Annotated in this window: 17 protein-coding genes and 1 tRNA gene; 5 read left to right on the plus strand and 13 right to left on the minus strand. The window is 62.7% G+C overall.

Annotated features, from left to right (window positions below; all coding sequences use genetic code 11):
- The first annotated feature begins 109 nt into the window (after positions 1 to 109).
- Both NN662_RS06325 and NN662_RS06330 read left to right on the plus strand, forming a co-directional pair.
- Positions 110 to 937 carry an oxidoreductase gene (locus NN662_RS06325; protein ID WP_261929455.1) on the plus strand — a complete coding sequence of 276 codons (828 nt, stop codon included), beginning with the start codon at positions 110 to 112 and terminating at the stop codon, positions 935 to 937.
- A 66-nt stretch (positions 938 to 1,003) separates the two neighbouring features.
- Positions 1,004 to 1,909 carry an AraC family transcriptional regulator gene (locus NN662_RS06330; protein WP_261929456.1) on the plus strand — a complete coding sequence of 302 codons (906 nt, stop codon included), beginning with the start codon at positions 1,004 to 1,006 and terminating at the stop codon, positions 1,907 to 1,909.
- Positions 1,910 to 1,979: 70 nt separating this feature from the next.
- Here NN662_RS06330 and NN662_RS06335 read toward each other — a convergent pair.
- The 4 genes from NN662_RS06335 to NN662_RS06350 form a co-directional block, all read right to left on the minus strand.
- A tRNA-Arg gene (locus NN662_RS06335) sits at positions 1,980 to 2,056 on the minus strand.
- A gap of 175 nt (positions 2,057 to 2,231) precedes the next feature.
- Positions 2,232 to 3,041, minus strand: coding sequence for an ATP-binding cassette domain-containing protein (locus NN662_RS06340; protein ID WP_261929457.1), 810 nt, complete (start codon positions 3,039 to 3,041; stop codon positions 2,232 to 2,234).
- Positions 3,042 to 3,052: 11 nt separating this feature from the next.
- The gene (locus tag NN662_RS06345; protein ID WP_410010962.1) at positions 3,053 to 4,378 is read right to left on the minus strand and encodes a sugar ABC transporter permease; all 1,326 of its coding nucleotides are present in this window, start codon (positions 4,376 to 4,378) and stop codon (positions 3,053 to 3,055) included.
- 207 nt (positions 4,379 to 4,585) lie between these two features.
- Positions 4,586 to 5,626: a substrate-binding domain-containing protein gene (locus NN662_RS06350; RefSeq protein WP_261929459.1), complete on the minus strand. Its 1,041-nt coding sequence runs from the start codon at positions 5,624 to 5,626 to the stop codon at positions 4,586 to 4,588.
- Between the two features lie 212 nt (positions 5,627 to 5,838).
- Between NN662_RS06350 and NN662_RS06355 the strand changes: the two genes are divergently transcribed.
- Genes NN662_RS06355 through NN662_RS06365 form a run of 3 tightly spaced genes read left to right on the plus strand, consistent with a single transcriptional unit; the run spans position 5,839 to position 10,152 of the window.
- Positions 5,839 to 7,041: an ROK family transcriptional regulator gene (locus NN662_RS06355; protein ID WP_261929460.1), complete on the plus strand. Its 1,203-nt coding sequence runs from the start codon at positions 5,839 to 5,841 to the stop codon at positions 7,039 to 7,041.
- Between the two features lie 25 nt (positions 7,042 to 7,066).
- Entirely contained in the window at positions 7,067 to 8,476 is a 1,410-nt protein-coding gene (locus NN662_RS06360) for a di-heme oxidoredictase family protein (RefSeq protein ID WP_261929461.1), read from the plus strand.
- An 11-nt stretch (positions 8,477 to 8,487) separates the two neighbouring features.
- Positions 8,488 to 10,152: a CRTAC1 family protein gene (locus tag NN662_RS06365; RefSeq protein WP_261929462.1), complete on the plus strand. Its 1,665-nt coding sequence runs from the start codon at positions 8,488 to 8,490 to the stop codon at positions 10,150 to 10,152.
- A 21-nt stretch (positions 10,153 to 10,173) separates the two neighbouring features.
- Here NN662_RS06365 and NN662_RS06370 read toward each other — a convergent pair whose 3' ends face one another.
- The 9 genes from NN662_RS06370 to NN662_RS06410 form a co-directional block, all read right to left on the minus strand.
- Positions 10,174 to 10,656, minus strand: coding sequence for a hypothetical protein (locus NN662_RS06370; protein WP_261929463.1), 483 nt, complete (start codon positions 10,654 to 10,656; stop codon positions 10,174 to 10,176).
- 79 nt (positions 10,657 to 10,735) lie between these two features.
- Positions 10,736 to 11,563 (minus strand): transglutaminase family protein, encoded by an 828-nt coding sequence (locus NN662_RS06375; protein ID WP_261929464.1) that lies wholly within the window; start codon positions 11,561 to 11,563, stop codon positions 10,736 to 10,738.
- A 46-nt stretch (positions 11,564 to 11,609) separates the two neighbouring features.
- On the minus strand, positions 11,610 to 12,548 hold the full coding sequence (locus NN662_RS06380; protein WP_261929465.1) for an alpha-E domain-containing protein: 939 nt from the start codon (positions 12,546 to 12,548) through the stop codon (positions 11,610 to 11,612).
- A 3-nt stretch (positions 12,549 to 12,551) separates the two neighbouring features.
- On the minus strand, positions 12,552 to 13,946 hold the full coding sequence (locus NN662_RS06385) for a circularly permuted type 2 ATP-grasp protein (RefSeq protein WP_261931878.1): 1,395 nt from the start codon (positions 13,944 to 13,946) through the stop codon (positions 12,552 to 12,554).
- 1 nt (position 13,947) lies between these two features.
- Complete coding sequence (locus tag NN662_RS06390; protein WP_261929466.1) at positions 13,948 to 14,268, minus strand: hypothetical protein; 321 nt, start codon at positions 14,266 to 14,268, stop codon at positions 13,948 to 13,950.
- A 12-nt stretch (positions 14,269 to 14,280) separates the two neighbouring features.
- Positions 14,281 to 15,669: a DEAD/DEAH box helicase gene (locus NN662_RS06395; RefSeq protein ID WP_261929467.1), complete on the minus strand. Its 1,389-nt coding sequence runs from the start codon at positions 15,667 to 15,669 to the stop codon at positions 14,281 to 14,283.
- A 302-nt stretch (positions 15,670 to 15,971) separates the two neighbouring features.
- Positions 15,972 to 17,327 (minus strand): sensor histidine kinase, encoded by a 1,356-nt coding sequence (locus NN662_RS06400; RefSeq protein ID WP_261929468.1) that lies wholly within the window; start codon positions 17,325 to 17,327, stop codon positions 15,972 to 15,974.
- Positions 17,327 to 17,989: a response regulator transcription factor gene (locus NN662_RS06405; RefSeq protein ID WP_261929469.1), complete on the minus strand. Its 663-nt coding sequence runs from the start codon at positions 17,987 to 17,989 to the stop codon at positions 17,327 to 17,329. The genes NN662_RS06400 and NN662_RS06405 overlap by 1 nt, the downstream gene beginning before the upstream one ends.
- Positions 17,990 to 18,343, minus strand: coding sequence for a PepSY domain-containing protein (locus NN662_RS06410; protein ID WP_261929470.1), 354 nt, complete (start codon positions 18,341 to 18,343; stop codon positions 17,990 to 17,992). It lies immediately after the preceding gene.
- Positions 18,344 to 18,370: the final 27 nt, after the last annotated feature.

Consider the following 18,370-nt stretch of genomic DNA (forward strand, 5'->3'; position numbering starts at 1 on the left):
CAGGCAAGAAATAGACAGGACTGTTTCTAGCCGTTGCAGGCACTAAGCCATACATTCCGGGGCATTGGCGGGTGACGCACCTGTATCCGATTAGAAATGGAATTGCTCTATGAAAACCTGGTTCATTACCGGGGCCAATCGTGGTCTCGGCCTGGAAATCGCACGCGTAGCACTTGAGGCAGGCGACTCTGTCACTGCCACGGCGCGCGACCCAAAACAGATCGATAAGCTCTTGGAAGGCTTTGCTGGCAGGCTCCATACGCTTCCTCTCGATGTTACCGATCGGGCGGCGGTCGATGAAGCCGTCAATGCGGCGAAGGAGCGGTTCGGACGGATCGACGTTCTCGTCAACAATGCGGGCTATGGCCAACTTGGTGCCTTCGAAGAGATCTCCTCGGAAACCGTGTCGCGGCAGTTCGCCACTAACGTCTTCGGCGTGTTTGATGTCACGCGCGCCGTTCTTCCGGTCATGCGGGCTCAGCGCTCCGGCCACGTCATCTCGATATCGTCCATTGCGGGCATGCAGGGCTTTGAAGGCTCTTCAATCTATTGCGCCACCAAACATGCCGTATCCGGCTGGTCGGAAGGGCTCGCCCGCGAAGTGGCGCCTTTCGGCATCAAGGTGACCTGCGTCTATCCCGGCCGCTTCCGCACTGACTTTCTCGACAGCAGTTCGGTGCGCTACGGCGATTTTGCGATCGATGACTATGCAGCGGCCTCCGCCCGACATCGGCAGGCGCTTGATGCTGACAACCACCAACAGATCGGCGACCCTCGAAAATTCGCCGCAGCCATGTTGGCGCTGGCCAATGCGGATAATCCCCCCGTGTGGCTTCCGACAGGCTCGGATGCCTACGCGGTTTTCGACAATAAATCCGCAGCGCTTGCCGAAAGTCTCGAACACTGGAAGGATCTGGTGTTGTCAACGGACTTTTAGGCAGTGATCTGAGAGGCCAGGGTGGCTAGGCACTGAAGCGGGTCGTTTATGGAAATGAAGGCGGTCATGGCAATAGACGAGATGAAATTCGCGCGTGGTCGGATGCGCGAATGCGTCGAAAAGCGCCTTCCGCACGAAGGGTCCCTCGATACTGCCATTCCCGGCCTCTCTTTGCATCGGCGCGCATGCCCGATGTCGCCCGTCTCCTCGCTCTATGAGCCGTCCTTCGCGTTCATCGTCACCGGTGCAAAGCGCGTGATTCTGGGCGATGAGACCTATCTCTACGATCAGGACCATTTTCTGCTGACAGCAGTTGGCCTGCCGACCATTGTTCAGGTGCTCGAGGCAAGCCTTACGGCTCCTTATGTGTCGTTCAAACTGGACATTGACCTCGACCTCGCGCGCGAGCTGATTGCCGAGGTCGATCAGCTCGGAGGGGTCACAGAAGGGCGGGGATCGGGAATCGCCATCGGGCCTGTGACGCCGCAATTGGCGGGAGCCGCCTTGCGCCTGCTCGAGCTTCTGGATCGCCCCGCTGAGATTCCCATAATGGCGAGGTCCATTCAGAGAGAAATTCTCTACCGGGTCATGACCGGGCCGGTCGGCAGCCGGTTGCGCCATTCGGTTCAGGTCGGTTCGCAAACGAATCGGGTTTCGACTGCGATCCGTTGGCTGCAGGAGCACTACGACCAGCCCATCCGCATCGAGACCCTGGCGGATATTGCGGGCATGGGCGAATCCACTCTGCATCATCATTTCCGCGCTCTGACGGCCATGAGCCCGCTGCAATACCAGAAGCATCTGCGCCTTCATGAAGCGCGCAGGATCATGATTGCTGATCGTGTCGACGCGGGCAGCGCAGCCCTTCGTGTCGGTTATGAAAGCGTCACGCAGTTCAATCGCGAGTACCGAAGACTCTTTGGGGCGCCACCAAAGACCGACGTACGCACGATTCTCCAAGCTGCCGTCTAGGCCGGGATACTCGGGAAATCCGCGACTTTCGGCAGCTTAGGCTCAGCCGGAATGACAATTGCGATTAAAATGGCGCACCCGACAGGATTCGAACCTGTGACCTTTGGAATCGGAATCCAACACTCTATCCAGCTGAGCTACGGGTGCTTGCCGTAAGGGCCCGACTTGAATCGGGTGTCAGCGCTTCGGGTATTACCCTACCTTTCGGCCTGCTTCAATGGCCAAAAAGGGAAGGGTGGGGAATTTGTTCGGGGTGGTGATGCGGATAAGGAAAAGGCCCGGTCGAACCGGGCCTTTTCACTGTTCTCATGGTCTGTTGCCGTCAGCCGGCTTCGGCCATGGCGCCGGGGCCGGGGATGGCCTTGGGCGGGCATTTGCCGAGGATGATCATGCCGAGGACTTCGTCCTTGGTCACGTCTTCGGTGCGGGCATGGCCGACGACCTGGCCGTTCTTCATCACCGTCACGCGGTCCGCGAGGTCGAAGACGTCGTGGATGTCGTGGCTGATCAGGAAGATGCCGATGCCTTCCTTCTTCAACTGCTTGATGAGTTCGCCGACCTGCGCGGTTTCCTGCGGCCCGAGGGCTGCGGTCGGCTCGTCCATGATCAGGATGCGGGCGTTGAAGAGGATGGCGCGGGCGATCGCCACCGACTGGCGCTGGCCGCCAGACAGTGCCTTCACCGGCTCCTTGAAACGCTTGAAGTTGGGGTTCAGGCGTCCCATCACCTCGCGCGCTTCCGCCTCCATGGCGGCATCGTCGAGCGTGCCCCACTTCGTCAGGATCTCGCGGCCGAGGAACAGGTTGGCGGCGGCGTCGACATTGTCGGCGACGGCGAGCGTCTGGTAGATCGTCTCGATGCCGTAGGCCTTGGCGTCACGCGGATTGCGGATTTCGACCTGTTCGCCGTTGATCAGGATATCGCCGGCGTCGCGCTTGTAGGCGCCCGAGAGGATCTTGATCAGCGTCGATTTGCCGGCGCCGTTGTGGCCGAGCAGGGCAACCACTTCGCCGGGGAAGAGGTCGACCGATGCGTTCTCCACGGCGTGGATGCCGCCGAATGCGATCGAGATGTTGCGCATTTCGACCAGCGGAACGGCACCGTTTTGAGAATGGCTTGTGTTCTCGTTCATGTCCGTCCTCCTTACTTGATACGCCGGCGGTAGATCGTGTCGATCCAGACCGCTACGACGAGCACCATGCCGACGACCACCTGCTGCATGGCGCTGTCGAAGCCGATCAGCACCATGCCCGACTGCAGCGACTGCATGACCAGTGCGCCGAGGACGGCGCCCCATATGGTGCCCGAGCCGCCGGCCAGCGACGTGCCGCCGATGACGGCCGCGGCGATGACGTAGAGTTCGTCGAGCTTGCCGAGGTCGGCGGTCGCCGAGTTGAGGCGGGCCGAGGCGATGATGGCGGAAATGCCGACCAGCGTGCCCATCAGCGCGAAGACCATGACGGTGACGCGGCGGGTGTTGATGCCGGCGAGTTCTGCCGCTTCCGGATTGCCGCCGATGGCGAAGACATAGCGGCCGAAGCGGGTGCGGTTGGCCAGGAAGGTCATGCCGACCATGACGGCCGCGGCAATCAGCACCGGAATGGCGAAGCCATGGCCGATGTCGAGGCCTTCCGGCGGCACGGTGATGTTGTGGGCGGCGGCGTATTGTTTGACGATGCCGCGCGGCCAGGGGTAGTTGTTGGCGACATAGGCAGCGCCGAGCAGCATCAGCGAGCCACAGGTGCCGATGAAGACTTCCGCCCACATCGGACGCAGCGGGAAGCCGAAGCGGGTGCGCTGGCGGCGTGCTGCATGGAGAGAAAAGGCGATGGCAACGCAGCCGAGCGCCGCGACGATCCAGCTGGCCGTGACACCGATGGAGCCATAGGGGCCGCCGCCGATGAGGGCGAAGTTGGCGTCGACCGGCGAGATCGTCTCACCGCGCGCCACCCACCATGCCGCGCCGCGCCAGACCATCAGGCCGCCGAGCGTGACGATGAAGGCTGGGATCTGCAGGTAGGCGATCAGGATGCCCTGGAAGGCGCCGATCAGCGTGCCGACGACGAGCGCGGTGATGACCGCGAGAATCCAGATGGCGGGGTCACCGAAGCCGAGGACCGGCGGCAACAGCCATACCTGGACCACGCCGGTGATCATGGCGGTCACGCCGAGCATGGAGCCGACCGACAGGTCGATGTGGCGGGTGACGATGATCAGCACCATGCCGGTGGCCATGACGGCGATGGACGAGGTCTGGACCGACAGGTTCCACAGGTTGCGGAAGGTCAGGAACGCGCCGTAGCCGTTGAAGATCATCCCGTACACATGAAAACCGACCCAAATGAGAAGAAGGGCGCCGATCATGCCGAGCATGCGCGCGTCGATCTCCGTCGCCCGAAGGAAGGTGGTGACCGGCCCTTCTTTGACTTGCCCCGGACCGGGCGAAGCGGAATGAGGTTTGTTCACGATTTTTCTGCCTTTTTAATGAATCTCGAAGTCTTCCGCCCAGTGATCGTGACGTCGGGCGGGCCGCTTCGTGCGCTTGCCTTAAGCGTCGCAGACCGGCTGCGAGACTGCATGATGGTTCATGACTTTTGTGCCCCGTATTCGACAGGACCGCGCCACATGGATGCAGCGCGGTCCCGTTTCAGCCAATAGAGGCTTTGCCCGCAGGTCTTAGTCGCAGGCTGCGACCTTGCCAGCCGGTACGCCGGCGCAGGCGGTTGCCTTGTCGATCCAGCCGGCATCGATGACAACGTTGATGTTGTCCTTGGTGACCGGGGTCGGCGTCAGCAGAACCGAGTTCATCTCGACGCCCTTGGCGCCCTGGTTGAACTTGGAGACGTTCGGCACGTCGGTCATTTCCTTGCCGTCGGCGAGCATCAGGGCTGCTTCAGCGGCAGCCTTGCCGAGGGCGCGGGAGTCCTTCCAGATCGAAACGGTCTGGGTGCCGAGAGCCACGCGGTTGATGGCGGCGAAGTCGCCGTCCTGACCGGAGACCGGAACAGTACCGGCGAGACCCTGGGCGGCGAGGGCAGCAACCACACCGCCGGCCATGCCGTCGTTTTCAGACAGAACGGCGTCGACCTTGTTGTCGGCGGCGGTCAGGATCTGTTCCATGTTCTTCTGCGCATTTTCCGGCTTCCAGCCGTCCGAAGAGGCTTCGCCAACGACCTTGATGTCGCCGGAGTCGATCTTCGGCTTCAGCACTTCCATCATGCCGTTGTAGAGGAAGGTCGCGTTCGGATCGCCCTGGTCGCCCTTGATGATGGCAAAGTTGCCCTTGTCCTTCACCTTGAGAACTTCCTGGGTCATCAGGCGGCCGACGCCGACGTTGTCGAAGGTCATGTAGAGAACGCTCGGATCTTCGATCTGAACGTCGTAGGCAATCATCGGAATGCCTTCATCCTTGGCCTTCTGAACGGCCGGCATGATGGCTTCCGAGTCCCACGGAACGATCAGGAGCACGTCGGCACCCTGCGAAATCAGCGATTCGATGTCGGTCAGCTGCTTGGCGGCAGAGCCCTGGGCGTCGGCGGAAATGTACTTGTCGCCGGCGTCTTCGACGATCTTCTTGATGACGCCTTCGTCGCGCTTCCAGCGCTCTTCCTGGAAGATCTTCCAGGAAACGGCGACCGTCTTGCCTTCGGCCAGAACCGGGCCAGCGATAGCCATGGTAAATACTGCGCCCGCAAGCGCGGCAGTCAACTTCTTCATATTGTCCTCCCAATCGAACGTCCGGCGCCCCTCCTAGGTAATGGCCAGCCGGACCACAAATCTGCCGAGAACCCTCAAAAAGTTTTTTCTCGACAGTCGAGAAATTAAATGGCAGAGAATTTTTAGGCTGTCAACTCGGCTGAAAAGCTTGGTCTGCACGCCGCCGTGTGCTCTGGGAGGAGCCCCCAAAAAGGAAACGTCGAAAGAATCGGATGATGGTCAGTTCGGCCAGGTCCAGTACTGAACAGTTGCGTATCGGCAACGCCATCCTCGTGCTGGACGCTCTGAGGCAGCACGGTGCTGCCGCACACACGATGATCGCCGAGCGGACCGGACTTTCGTCGGCCACGGTGTCGGCGATCACGGCGGAACTCGAGGGGCGGGGCGTGATCGAGAGGGTGGAGCAGATCGCCGCCACCGGCCGAGGAAGGCCCAGGGTGCTCTTCGCGCCGAAACGGGATTTCGCCTATCTGGCCATCATCATCATTTCTTCGGACACGGTGCAATTCTCGCTGGCCGACTATCGCGGTACGCTGATCGACCGGTTCAACGAGGCGCGGCAGACCAATCCCGACGGGCCGGAGGAGTTCGTGGTCATGTTGCGGCAAGGGCTCGCTCGCCTGCTGGAGCGCTCGCAGATCGATGGCGATCGGCTGCTGGCGATCACCGCAAGCAGCAAGGGCCTCGTCGCCAGCGACCGCCCGGTCCTGATGTGGTCGCCGGTGTTCGGCAGCAAGCAGGTGGATTTCCAGGCGGTCTTCGACGCCAATCGGCATGCGATCATTTCCCTGTCAAACGAGACGCTGCTTGTCGCACAGGCGATCGCACGTCGGCTGGATCGCAGTCCGCCGTCGTTGACGGCACTGTCGCTCGGCCATTCGATCGGGCTTGGCATCGTCACCACTGCCGGTGACCGCGAAAGCGTTTCCGCGCCGAATTTCGGTCACATGCTGCACCAGAGCGGCGGCGCGCTCTGCCGCTGCGGGGCGAGGGGCTGCATCGAGGCCTATTCCGGCTTCTATGCGATCTTGCGGAGTGCCTTCGAGGTGCCGGAGGACACGATACCGGCGAAATTCGTGCCGCTTTCGGAGCTGGACAAGATTGCCGCAAATGCGCGGCGCGGCAACCGCATGGCCGAATTCGCCTTCCGGCAAGCCGGCCTGGCGCTCGGCAACGGCCTGTCGCGGCTCATGAGCCTTTATGATTTCATGCCGATCGTGATCACGGGACCCGGCACCCGCTATTACGATCTCATGAGGGCGGGTCTGGTGGAGGGACTCGGCCAATCGCACATCGTCGCCATGCGCGGCATGCCGGATATTTCGATTATTGCGGATGAGCAGAACCTGGCCTTCAGCGGGCACCTGAGCAAGGCGCTCTCGACGATGGACCAGGCTATCATGCAAACCGGATAAGACATGTTTTGAGGAGGAGGGGACTATGAGGAGATGGATAACGGGCGGCGCGGCGCTGATGGCGCTGGCCATGCCGGCGATGGCCGCAGAACCGTGGGAGGAGCGCACGGCCGCACTCGGCACGGCGGGAGCCGAGGTTTCCGGAACGCTGGACGCGGCACAGCTGAAGGCGCTGTCGGATATCGGGGAGAAGCTGTTCGAGGCGCGCTATACGACGCTCGACGGCTCCGGCCGGCCATTGGCCACACAGGCGATCGTACCGACCAAGCGCCGGCATCCCGTGCCGAACGAGTTCTCGCGCACGGCCGGTATGGATTCCAATTCCTGTTCGTCCTGTCATAACCAGCCGGTCGTCGGCGGCGCCGGCGACTTCTCGATGAACGTTTTCGTCTCGGAAGGCTTCGAAAGCGCCGATTTCGACACGACCGATCCGCAGTTCTCCAACGAGCGCGGAACGACCCACCTGTTCGGCGCCGGCCTTGTCGAACTGTTGGCCCGCGAGATGACGGCCGATCTGCAGCGCCAGCGTCTCGAGGCTCTCAAGGAAGCGGAGAAGGTCGGCAAGGAGCTGCGCATCAAGCTTGTGACGAAGGGCATCGACTTCGGCTGGCTGACCGTGCATCCCGACGGCATCGTCGACATGAGTGAACTTGACGGCGTCGACATGGACCTCGTCATCCGGCCGTTCAGCCAGAAGGGCGTGATGACGTCGATCCGGCAGTTCACCATCAATGCGCTGAATGCCCATCACGGTATGGAGGCGGAGGAGCGATTCGGCGCGCGCTGGACCGGCGAGGCGGATTTCGATGGTGACGGTGTTGCCGACGAGATCAACGCCGCCGATGTTTCGGCGCTGGTCGCCTGGCAGGCGACAAGGCCCGCACCTGTCGAGGAAGTGCCCGACGACGCCCGCTGGCGCGAGATGGCGGCGCTCGGCGCCAGGAATTTCGGTGCGATGGGTTGCGAGACCTGTCACAAGCCGAGCCTGCCGCTGACATCGCTGAAATTTTCCGATCCGGGCGGTGCTGACGTTGCCGGCACGCTCAGCATTTCCCAGGTCAAGGCGCCGGCGATCTACGATCTGGCGCTGGAGAAATGGACGGACGCGCTGCCGCGCAACGATAAGGGCGAGGTTCTGGTGCCGCTGTTCGGCGACCTCAAGCGCCACACGATGACGGATAACCGCATCGACCAGCTCGGCAACGAACTGCTGCCGCAGCGATTCGTCGATCGCAACATCTTCATGACCGCCGAACTCTGGGGCGTGGGCTCGACGGCGCCTTACGGCCATCGCAACGACATCACCACGCTCGACGAGGTGATCCGCGCACATGGCGGCGACGGGCGGGCGGCGCGTGATGCCTACGTGGCGGCCTCGGAAGCCGACCGCAACAGCATCATTGCCTACCTGAAGACGCTGGTGATCAAGCCATGAGGAGGGGTATCATGAGAAAAACCGTATTCTACGCGGGTCTTGCCGCACTCGGGCTCTTCCAGCCTTCGATCGCCGCGGATGACGCCAAGCCCGAAGCACCGTTCTACGGCGACATTCCGCAGTTCCATGAAGAGGCGCTCGCCGCCGGCATCGACCATGAATACACCGGCCCATGGGAATATTTCGTCGGCGGCGGCGTTGCGAGCTTCGACTGCAATGGCGACCGGACGCCCGACCTGGTGCTCGCCGGCGGAACGTCGCCCGCGACGCTTTATGTCAACCACAGCCCGGTCGGCGGCGCGCTCGCCTTCGAGAAGCGGTCGCTTGGGCTTTCCGAACGGGACGAGAAATCCGTGCTCGGCGTCTATCCGGTCGATATCGACAACGACCGTCACATCGATCTCGTGCTGTTGCGGCTCGGCGAGAACATCGTCCTGAAGGGCGGTCCGAATTGCAGTTTCGAAAAGGCCAACCGGGCTTTTGCGTTTGACGGCGGGCGGGACTGGTCGACGGCATTTGCCGCCACCTGGGAAGGCGAGAACCGCTTCCCGACACTGGCGTTCGGCAACTATGTCGATCGTTCCGCGCCGGGATCGCCGTTCGGCACCTGCTCGGACAACCGGCTGCTGCGGCCGAAGGAGGGCGACAAGCCGGATTACTCGGATGCCTTCGCGCTGAGGCCCAGCTATTGCTCGCTGTCGATGCTGTTTACCGACTGGAACCGGTCGGGCAAGGCGTCGCTGAGGGTCACCAATGACCGGCAATATTATCGTGGCGGCCAGGAACAGCTCTGGGAGCTGCCCGACGGCCATCCGCCCCGGCAGTATACGGCAGCGCAGGGCTGGCAGGCGCTGAAGATCTGGGGCATGGGCATCGCCGAAGCCGACCTCAACGCCGATGGCCTGCCGGAATATGCGCTGACCTCGATGGGCGACACCATGCTGCAGACGCTCGACGACGAGGCGGAGGAGGATCGGCCGACATACCGCGACATCGCCTATGAGAAGGGCTCGACCGCATACCGGCCCTATGCCGGCGGCGACCGTCGGCCCTCGACTGGCTGGCATTCGGAATTCGCCGACGTCAACAACGACACCAACCTCGATCTGTTCATCGCCAAGGGCAATGTCGAGGTGATGCCGGACTTTGCCAATTTCGATCCGGACAATCTCCTGCTTGGAGGCTTCGACGGCAAGTTCCACGAGCGTGGCGGCGAGGCAGGCATCGCGTTGAACACCAAGGGCCGCGGTGCAGTGCTGGAGGACTTCAACAATGACGGCATGCTCGATCTGCTGGTCGTCAACCGCAGCCAGAAGGCGAGCCTCTTCCGCAACATGGGCGCCAAGACCGACTGGGGCTACCGGCCGCTCGGCAACTGGACGGAGATCGAACTCGACAACGGCAAGGTCAATCCCTTCGCCGTCGGCGCCAAGATCAATGTCAGGGCAGGGACGTTGACGCAGGTGCGGACCGTCCAGGTCGGCGGCGGCCATGCGTCGGGCCATCTCGGCTTCACGCATTTCGGGCTCGGCGTCAACGAACGCGCGGTGATCCGGGTGCAATGGCCGGATGGCGAATGGAGCGCGCCCTACCGCATCTTCGCCAACCAGCATGTGGTGATCCGGCGCGGTGCCGCCGGGGCGCAGTACTGGTTTCCGGTGAGCAATGCGCATTGACTGAAGCCATAGGCGGCTGGATCAGCGGGTGTCCTGCTTTTTCAGCCGCCGCAGCGCCTCGTCGATCAGCAGGTTGGCGATCATCATGCGGATATTGGCATTGTCGCGGAATTCCGCGGCAACGCTGTCCGGGTGATTGGCCTTGGCAAACAGGCGGCGCTTTTCGTGCAGGCTGGCGACGGTTTCGTCCTCGCTGAGCGCCAGTTCCTCAGAGACTTCCTGCGGGTCGATGCGGGAGAGATGCGCCGGCATGACCGGCTCCTGCTCGATGGCGGGTTCTTCAGCCGGTTCCGGTTCGGGCGGGGAAGGGGGTGTTTCGCCGGCAATATCCATGTAGGCGCTCATGACGCCACTGGCTCTGACATCGTCTGACGGCGACTGGGCGGCAACGAACGCCGCGCCGAGACCGCGCACGCGGTACGACGGTTCCTCGTCCTCGACCTCAGGATGCTCTTCCTTCAGCCGCTCGAGCACCGACTGAAAGACCGATTGCCCGAACAGCATGATCACGCTCCCTTTCGGTCAAGGGTTCTAGACACGCAAATTGGCGCGGAGCTTGCCGTCCTTCAGGCGCGGGTCGCCGTCAGCCCTGGCTCTGGCTTTGCGACTGGCCGGCCGGCTGCTCGACGATCTTCACCGTGACGGTCATCTTTTCTTCGCCGGAGCCGATGCGCATGCCGGAAACCGGAGCGGCATCGCGGTAGTCGAGGCCGCAGGCAACGCGGATGTAGCGGTCGTCGGGGCACAGATTGTTGGCCGGATCGAAGCCGACCCAGCCAAGATCCGGAATGTAGACTTCCGCCCAGGCATGCGTCGCCTCCTGCTCCAGCTTGTCTTCCATGAACAGGTAGCCGGAAATGTAGCGCGCCGGGATTTTCATGGAACGCGCGGCGGCGATGAAGGCATGGGCATGGTCCTGGCAGACGCCCTTCTTGTGCTCCAGCGCATCCTCTGCCGTCGTGGCGGTCGTGGTGTTGCCCGGCTCGTAGGCGATGGTCTCGTGGATCGAGAGCATCAGCGCATGCATCTTTTCGAGATCGGTACCCGTCAGGCCGCGGGTCAGTTCGCGCACCAGCTTGCCGGGCTTGGTCAGCGGCGTTTCGCGCTTGAAAAGCCACAGCGGCGCATTCGATACATGCGGGCCGACGACGCCGGCGAGGTCGGAGGTCTCCACTTCGCCTTCGGCGATGATCCGCACGCTGTCGGTTTCCGCCGTGATGCTCAGCAGTTGCACGCGGTTGCCGAAGTGGTCGTCGTATCCGACCTCGAAATTTGCACCTTCAACCGATGTCTTCCACGCCCCAACGGTCTGGCCTGGGCCGGATTTCGGCGTCAGGCGCAGGCGCTGGAGGAAGAATTCCATCGGGGTCGGATAGCGGTATTCGGTGATGTGGCTGATCTTCAGTCTCATGCCGCAATCTCCATCCTGTCTGTTCGGGGCTCAAACAGGTCCACGATCAATAGAACCTGTATGCGGATGAAATTTCCATCCCGAGCTGATTGTTCTGCGTGATGAAGTCGTCGAGGAATTCGTGCAGGCCCTGGTCCATGATCTCGGCGATCGATTTGGTGCGCAGCTGGTTGCGCATCGCTTCCGCCGTGGAATGGGCTGGGTGACGGTCGCCGACCGACAGCGCCAGATAGTTCAGGTTCGAGCAGAGCTTCTCATAGCAATAGGCCAGCGAGCGCGGCATCTGGACGTTGAGGATCAGGAAGTCGGCGATGTTGGCCGGCGAATAGTCCTCCTGATAGACCCAGCTGTAGGAGCGCTGGGCCGAGACCGAGCGCAGGATCGATTCCCACTGCACGCTGTCGAGCGACGAGCCGACTGAGGTGATCGACGGCAGGAGCACGTAGTACTTCACGTCCAGGATGCGGCTCGTGTTGTCGGCGCGCTCGATGAAGGTGCCGAGCTGGGCGAAATTGTAGTTCTCGTCACGCAGCATGGTGCCGAAGAACATGCCGCCGATCAGCGAGATGCGCCGCTTGATCGTCTCGATGACGTCGGGCAGCACGGCCGGGCTGATCCGCTTCGACAGAAGCTGACGGGTTTCCAGCCAGCATTCGTTCAGCGCTTCCCAGGTGTCGCGGGTGAGCGCGGTGCGCACCATGCGGCCGTTGTTGCGGCCGAATTCCATGCTGTTGATGACGGAGGAGGTGTTGTCCCGGTCGCGCAGCATGAAGTCGATCACGTCGGCGGCGGTCACCTTGTCATGCTTCTTGAAGTAGGCTTCCTTCACATCGGCCGAATGCAGGATGCTTTCCCATTCGTCGTCGGCACCTGACGAGCGGGTGAGCGACAGGCGCAGGCCGGCATCGACGAGGCGAGCGGTGTTTTCGGCGCGCTCCAGATAGCGCGACATCCAGTAGAGTCCGTTGGCAGTACGTCCGAGCATGTCTTAGTCCTCCAGCACCCAGGTATCCTTGGTGCCGCCTCCCTGACTGGAATTGACGACGAGCGAACCCTCCTTGAGGGCGACGCGCGTCAGCCCTCCGGGGATGATCCTGACCTTGTCCGATACGAGTGCGAAGGGTCTGAGGTCCACGTGTCTCGGGGCAACGCCTTTCTTGACCATGATGGGAACGGTGGAGAGGGAGAGCGTCGGCTGGGCGATGTAATTGCCCGGCTTGGCCTTCAGTTTCTTGGCGAATTCGGCGACTTCCTTTTTCGTCGCGGTCGGGCCGACCAGCATGCCGTAGCCGCCGGAGCCGTGTACTTCCTTGACGACGAGGTCGGCCAGATTGTCGAGCACATAGGCGAGGCTGTCGGGCTCGGAACAGCGCCAAGTCGGCACATTCTCGAGCATCGCCTTGCGGCCGGTGTAGAACTCGACGATGTCGGGCATGTAGGAATAGATCGCCTTGTCGTCGGAAATCCCGGTGCCGGGCGCATTGGCGATCGTGATGTTGCCGGCGCGGTAGACATCCATGATGCCGGCGATGCCGAGCGCCGAATCCGGACGGAAGGTGAGGGGGTCGAGGAAGTCGTCGTCGACGCGGCGATAGAGCACGTCGATCGGCTCGTAGCCACGGATGGTGCGCATCTGCACCTTGCCGTCGATGACGCGCAGATCCGAGCCTTCCACCAGTTCGGCGCCCATCTGGTCGGCGAGGAAGGCGTGCTCATAGAAGGCGGAGTTGAAGATGCCGGGGGTAAGAACGGCAACGCGGGGTTTGCCCTTGCAGCCGGGAGGCGCCAGCGTGTCGAGCGACTGGCGCAGCCGCAGCGGATAGTCTTCCACCGGGCGCACCCGGATCTTCTGGAAGAGTTCCGGGAACATGTGCATCATCGTTTCCCGGTCTTCCAGCATGTAGCTGACGCCGGACGGCGTGCGGGCATTGTCTTCCAGCACATAGAACTGGTCTTCACCGGTGCGCACGATGTCCGTGCCGATGATGTGGGTGTAGACGCCGCCCGGCGGCTTCATGCCGATCATCTGCGGCAGGAAGGCGTCGTTGCGCTCGATGAGTTCCCGGGGAATGCGGCCGGCGCGGACGATCTCCTGCTTGTGGTAGATGTCGTCGAGAAAGGCGTTGAGGGCGATCACGCGCTGCTCGATGCCCTGGGCCAGCTTTCGCCATTCGCGGCCAGATATGATGCGGGGAATGAGATCGAAGGGAATGAGGCGTTCGGAGGAGTCTTCGTGGCCGTAGACGGCAAATGTGATCCCTGTTCGCCGGAAGATGTTCTCGGCGTCGCGCGCCTTGGCTTTCAGATGCTCGGTATCCTGTACCGAGAGCCACTCCATGTATTTCCTGTAGGGTTCCCGCGGGCTTCCGTCCGCGTTTGTCATTTCATCGAATGCCAAGTGAACTTTCCCCTGTGATTTTTTTCCATAAGATTACAATGCCATCGGCAATGCAAGAAGCGTGCGCAGTTGAAGCAAAAGAAATTTCGCGGGTACGCAACGGTCTGACTTTGGCCGCGAAGCTCAATCTGGCGATGCTGTAACGCGCGCTTCGTCGATCGTGTTCAGCACGCAATTGCCGAAAAAGCAGAATGCGATTGCTGCTTATTTGATCAGTTGAGCATTTGCTGTTCAGCGACAGCAGAAAATGTCCTGCCGGAAAAAAAAGAAATGGCGGGGAACGAGCCCCGCCATCCAAAATAGTCATGCCATCAAAGGCTCAGGCGCGTTCGCGGCGGTCCTGTCGGCCGGCACTCGGGCGTCCGCTGCCGGACCCCTTGCCGCCACGGAAAGACGCGCCCTTGCGGTGCGGCTTCTTGCCCGGACGATGATGGCCGGCGCCATCGCCATGATCACGGCGCTCGGCGTCTGCTCCCTGGCCACGCGGTGCGCGCTGGCCGTTGCCGTTGCCGCGACCGGCGCCTGCATTGCGGCCACCGCTGCCACGGACCGGTCGGGCGTTACCGGCATGCGGTTCACCCGAAGCGATGGCGATCTCGATGCCCATCAGGCGCTGGATGTCGCGCAGGAGACCGGCTTCGTCCGGTGCGCAGAAGGCGATGGCAACGCCGTCGCGTCCGGCGCGGGCCGTACGGCCGATGCGGTGGACGTATGCGTCCGGCACTTCCGGCAGGTCGTAATTGTAGACGTGGGTCACGCCGGGAACGTCGATGCCTCGGGCGGCAACGTCGGTGGCGACCAGAACCTTGACCGTGCCGTCACGGAAGCCCTTGAGAGCCCGTTCGCGCTGACCCTGGCTCTTGTTGCCGTGGATCGAGGCGGCGGCGAAACCGCGCTTGTCGAGGTACACCATCAGCTTCTCGGCGCCGTGCTTGGTGCGCAGGAAGACGAGCGCGCGGCCGTCCGGATTGTCGTTGAGCGACTTCTCGAGGATGGCCGTCTTGTCGTTCTTGCCGGCGACGAAGTGGACATACTGCTCGACCTTGTCGGCGGCCTTGCCCGGAGGGGTGACTTCCACCTTGACCGGGTTGGTCAGGAAGTTGCCGGCGAGATCGGCGATCGTCTTCGGCATGGTGGCCGAGAACAGAAGGGTCTGGCGCTTGGCCGGAACCATCTTGGAGATCTTGCGCAGGTCGTGGATGAAGCCCAGGTCGAGCATCTGGTCGGCTTCGTCGAGGACGAGGTAGCTGACCTTCGCGAGCGAGAGCGCGTTGCGGGCGATCAGGTCGAGCAGGCGGCCCGGGGTGGCGACGAGAATGTCGCAACCGGGAAGAAGCTGCATCTGCTGCTTGTTGATCGAGGCGCCGCCGACGACGGTGTTGATCTTCAGCGGCGTCTTGCGGACAAAGGACTTCAGGTTGTCGGCGATCTGGTTCACCAGTTCGCGGGTCGGGGCGAGAATGAGCGTGCGGGTCGTGCGCGATTCCGGACGAACGCCGTCCTTGCCTTCCGCCATCAGCCGCTCGATGATCGGCAGGCCGAATGCTGCCGTCTTGCCGGTGCCGGTCTGGGCGAGACCGATCAGGTCACGGCCTTCGAGTACCAGCGGGATCGCCTGCGCCTGGATCGGCGTCGGATTTTCGAAACCGGCGAGGGCGAGCGTCTTCAGGATCTTGGGAGAGAGACCCAGAGATTCAAATGTGGTCAATTCAATACCTTTCGGATGCCGCAACAGGTATTGCCGGCTCCGCTCGTTGCGGGTCGGGCCTGTGAGACATCAAGAACCCCGCGTGAAGTGGGAACTTGCTTGTTGGAAATAGCTTTCCAGCGCTGGGATGGCACCGTCACGGTGCTTAACGTATTGCGCTTTTCCTTCTTGAGCGTCCGTTCAATTCAATCGCAGGGGCCAGCTCACGCGGCGGCCGGAAGGTGAAAGCTGGGCGTTAATTGATGGATTGCGGCCCACAAGTCAAGGTAAATGTTTCGCAGGTGCGAAAAACCTGTCGTTTCTCAAAGCCTTGGAAACGTCAGCACGGCCCGCAATCCGGCCTTCTCGCGATTGTCGAAAAGGACGTCGATGCCATAAAGCGTCGCGATGTCCTCGACGATGGCGAGGCCCAGGCCGCTGCCCGGCTTGCGGTGATCGAGACGCAGGCCGCGGGCGGTGATCTCGCCAAGCTTGTCGGGGGAGACGCCGGGACCGTCGTCCTCCACCGCCAGCCGCCAGCCGTCGCGCGTCATGATCGCCCGGACGCTGACCGCTGCCGACGCCCATTTGGCGGCGTTTTCCAGGATGTTGCCGAGCATCTCGCGGGCATCCTGCGGATCGACGGGCACGACGGCGCCTTCCGGAACCTCCGAGCGCCAGTCCAGCCGTTCGCCATCCGGCGAGCGGCGCAACGTCCTGACGAGACCGTCGACGACGTCCCGGAGATTGGCGTCGGATCGTCTCTGCTCCGGGCTTGGAGCCATGCGCGCCCGCGCCAGTTCGTGGTCAACATGTGCCCGCATCGTCGCGGCAAGCGCCTCCAGCTCGTCGGCGATCTCCGTCTCACCCTTGTCGCGCAAGGTCAGGGCGTCATTGGCAAGAACGGTCAGCGGGGTCTTCAGCCCGTGGGCCAGGTCGGCCGCGCGGGCGCGGGCGGATTTGACCGTCTTTTCCTGCGCTTCGATCAGCTGGTTCAATTGGCTGGAGAGCACCGAAAGCTCGCTCGGATATTCACCGTCGAGATGCGTGGCCCGGCGCTCGCGTATCTTCCTGACGTCGTCGGCGAGCCTCGACAGTGGACGCAGGCCGAAGGAGAGCTGCAAGGCCGACATGAGCGACAGCAGAAGCGCCAGGGCCAGGATGTAGGGCAGGATCGTTCGGGCAAAGCGGCTGCTGGCATTGTCGAGGTCGGTGGCATCGACGGCCACGGCGATGCGGATCTCCCGCTTTCCGCCGGGCGCGGCCGCGACGATGATGCGCTCCTGAACCATGACGTCCCGGCCGTCCGGTCCCGGAAGGCGGTAGCGGTGAACGGTGCCCGGCTCATGGGTGTCGGCGGGCAGGGGCAGGGCGTAGTCGAAGAGAGATGGCGAGCGCATGCGGACACTTTGCGCCTCGTCCTCGATTTGCCAGTAAAGGCCGCCATAGGGCTGGTAGAAGCGGTTGTCGGCGAGCTGCTGCGGACGCTCGAGGGCGCCGCTATCGTCGAACCGAAGCGTGGCCGCCAGCCGCCCGATGTAGCCGGAGAGCTCCCCGTCGATCCGGGCTTGCAGATTGCGGGTGAACAGCGCGACGAAGAACCATGCGGCGAGCGAGAGCGCAATGGTGATGCCGATCAGCGAAACGAGCAGAAAGCGAAGCCGGATCGACCGCATCATCACTCGCTGGTCGTCAACTGGTAGCCGAAGCCGCGCTTGGTCAGGATGGTTTCCCTGCCGAGCTTGCGGCGCAATCGCGTGATGAGCACCTCGATCGAATTGCTGTCGCGCTCGAAGTCCTGCTCGTAGAGTTGCTCGGTCAGCTCGATCTGCGAGACGGGACGGCCGGCATTCATGGCGAGCACGGAGACGCAGCGGTATTCCAATGCAGACAGCGGGGCTGGCACGCCATTAAGGAAGACGGCCTTGTTCTTCGTGTCGATCTCGATCGGGCCGCAGGCGAGCATCGTCCCGGTCTGGCCGGCATAGCGGCGCATGATCGCTCTCAGCCTGGCCAGAAGTTCGAGCATGCGAAAGGGCTTTGGCAGGTAGTCGTCGGCGCCCGCGTCGATTCCCTCGACCCGTTCCTCCCAATTGCCCCTTGCGGTCAGGATGAGGACCGGCATGTCGCGGCCGGCGGCGCGCCAGCGCTTCAGGACCTGCATGCCGTCGAGTGTCGGGAGGCCAAGATCCAGGACGGCGGCGGAAAAATCCTCGGTGTCGCCTAGGTGCCAGGCGGTTTCGCCGTCGGCGACGTGCCTGACCAGATATCCGGCACTTGCCAGATGTGCGGCGACGTCGCGCGCGATCAACGGATCGTCTTCGGCCAGCAGAATGCGCATCTATTCGTTTTCCACCTCGAGCACCGCGCCGGTAGCGGCATCGACCTCGATCTCGATCAGGTGGCCGTTCTCGGCGACGACGCGGATGGAATAATAGAGACGGCTTTTCTTGCGGCGGATCTTCACGCCGACGAGATCGCCCGGCCACTTTTCCCGGATCGTCGGCAGGATGGCGGACAGAGGTTTTGCGTGGCCGGCGCTGACGGAGCGCAGCGCATCGTCGCGATCACCGTCTCCATCGTCATCGTCTGCGCGCGCGAGCCTCGGCAAGACGGTCGCAAACGCGCCTGCCGCGAGAAGCAGCATGCGCCGACGGGAGAGGGACATGGTCTGGGTTGCGCCACGGGTTGCCATATCCTCCCATTAGCGCCGCGAACCTTA

This window comes from Rhizobium sp. NRK18, assembly GCF_024385575.1.
Lineage (GTDB): Bacteria > Pseudomonadota > Alphaproteobacteria > Rhizobiales > Rhizobiaceae > JANFMV01.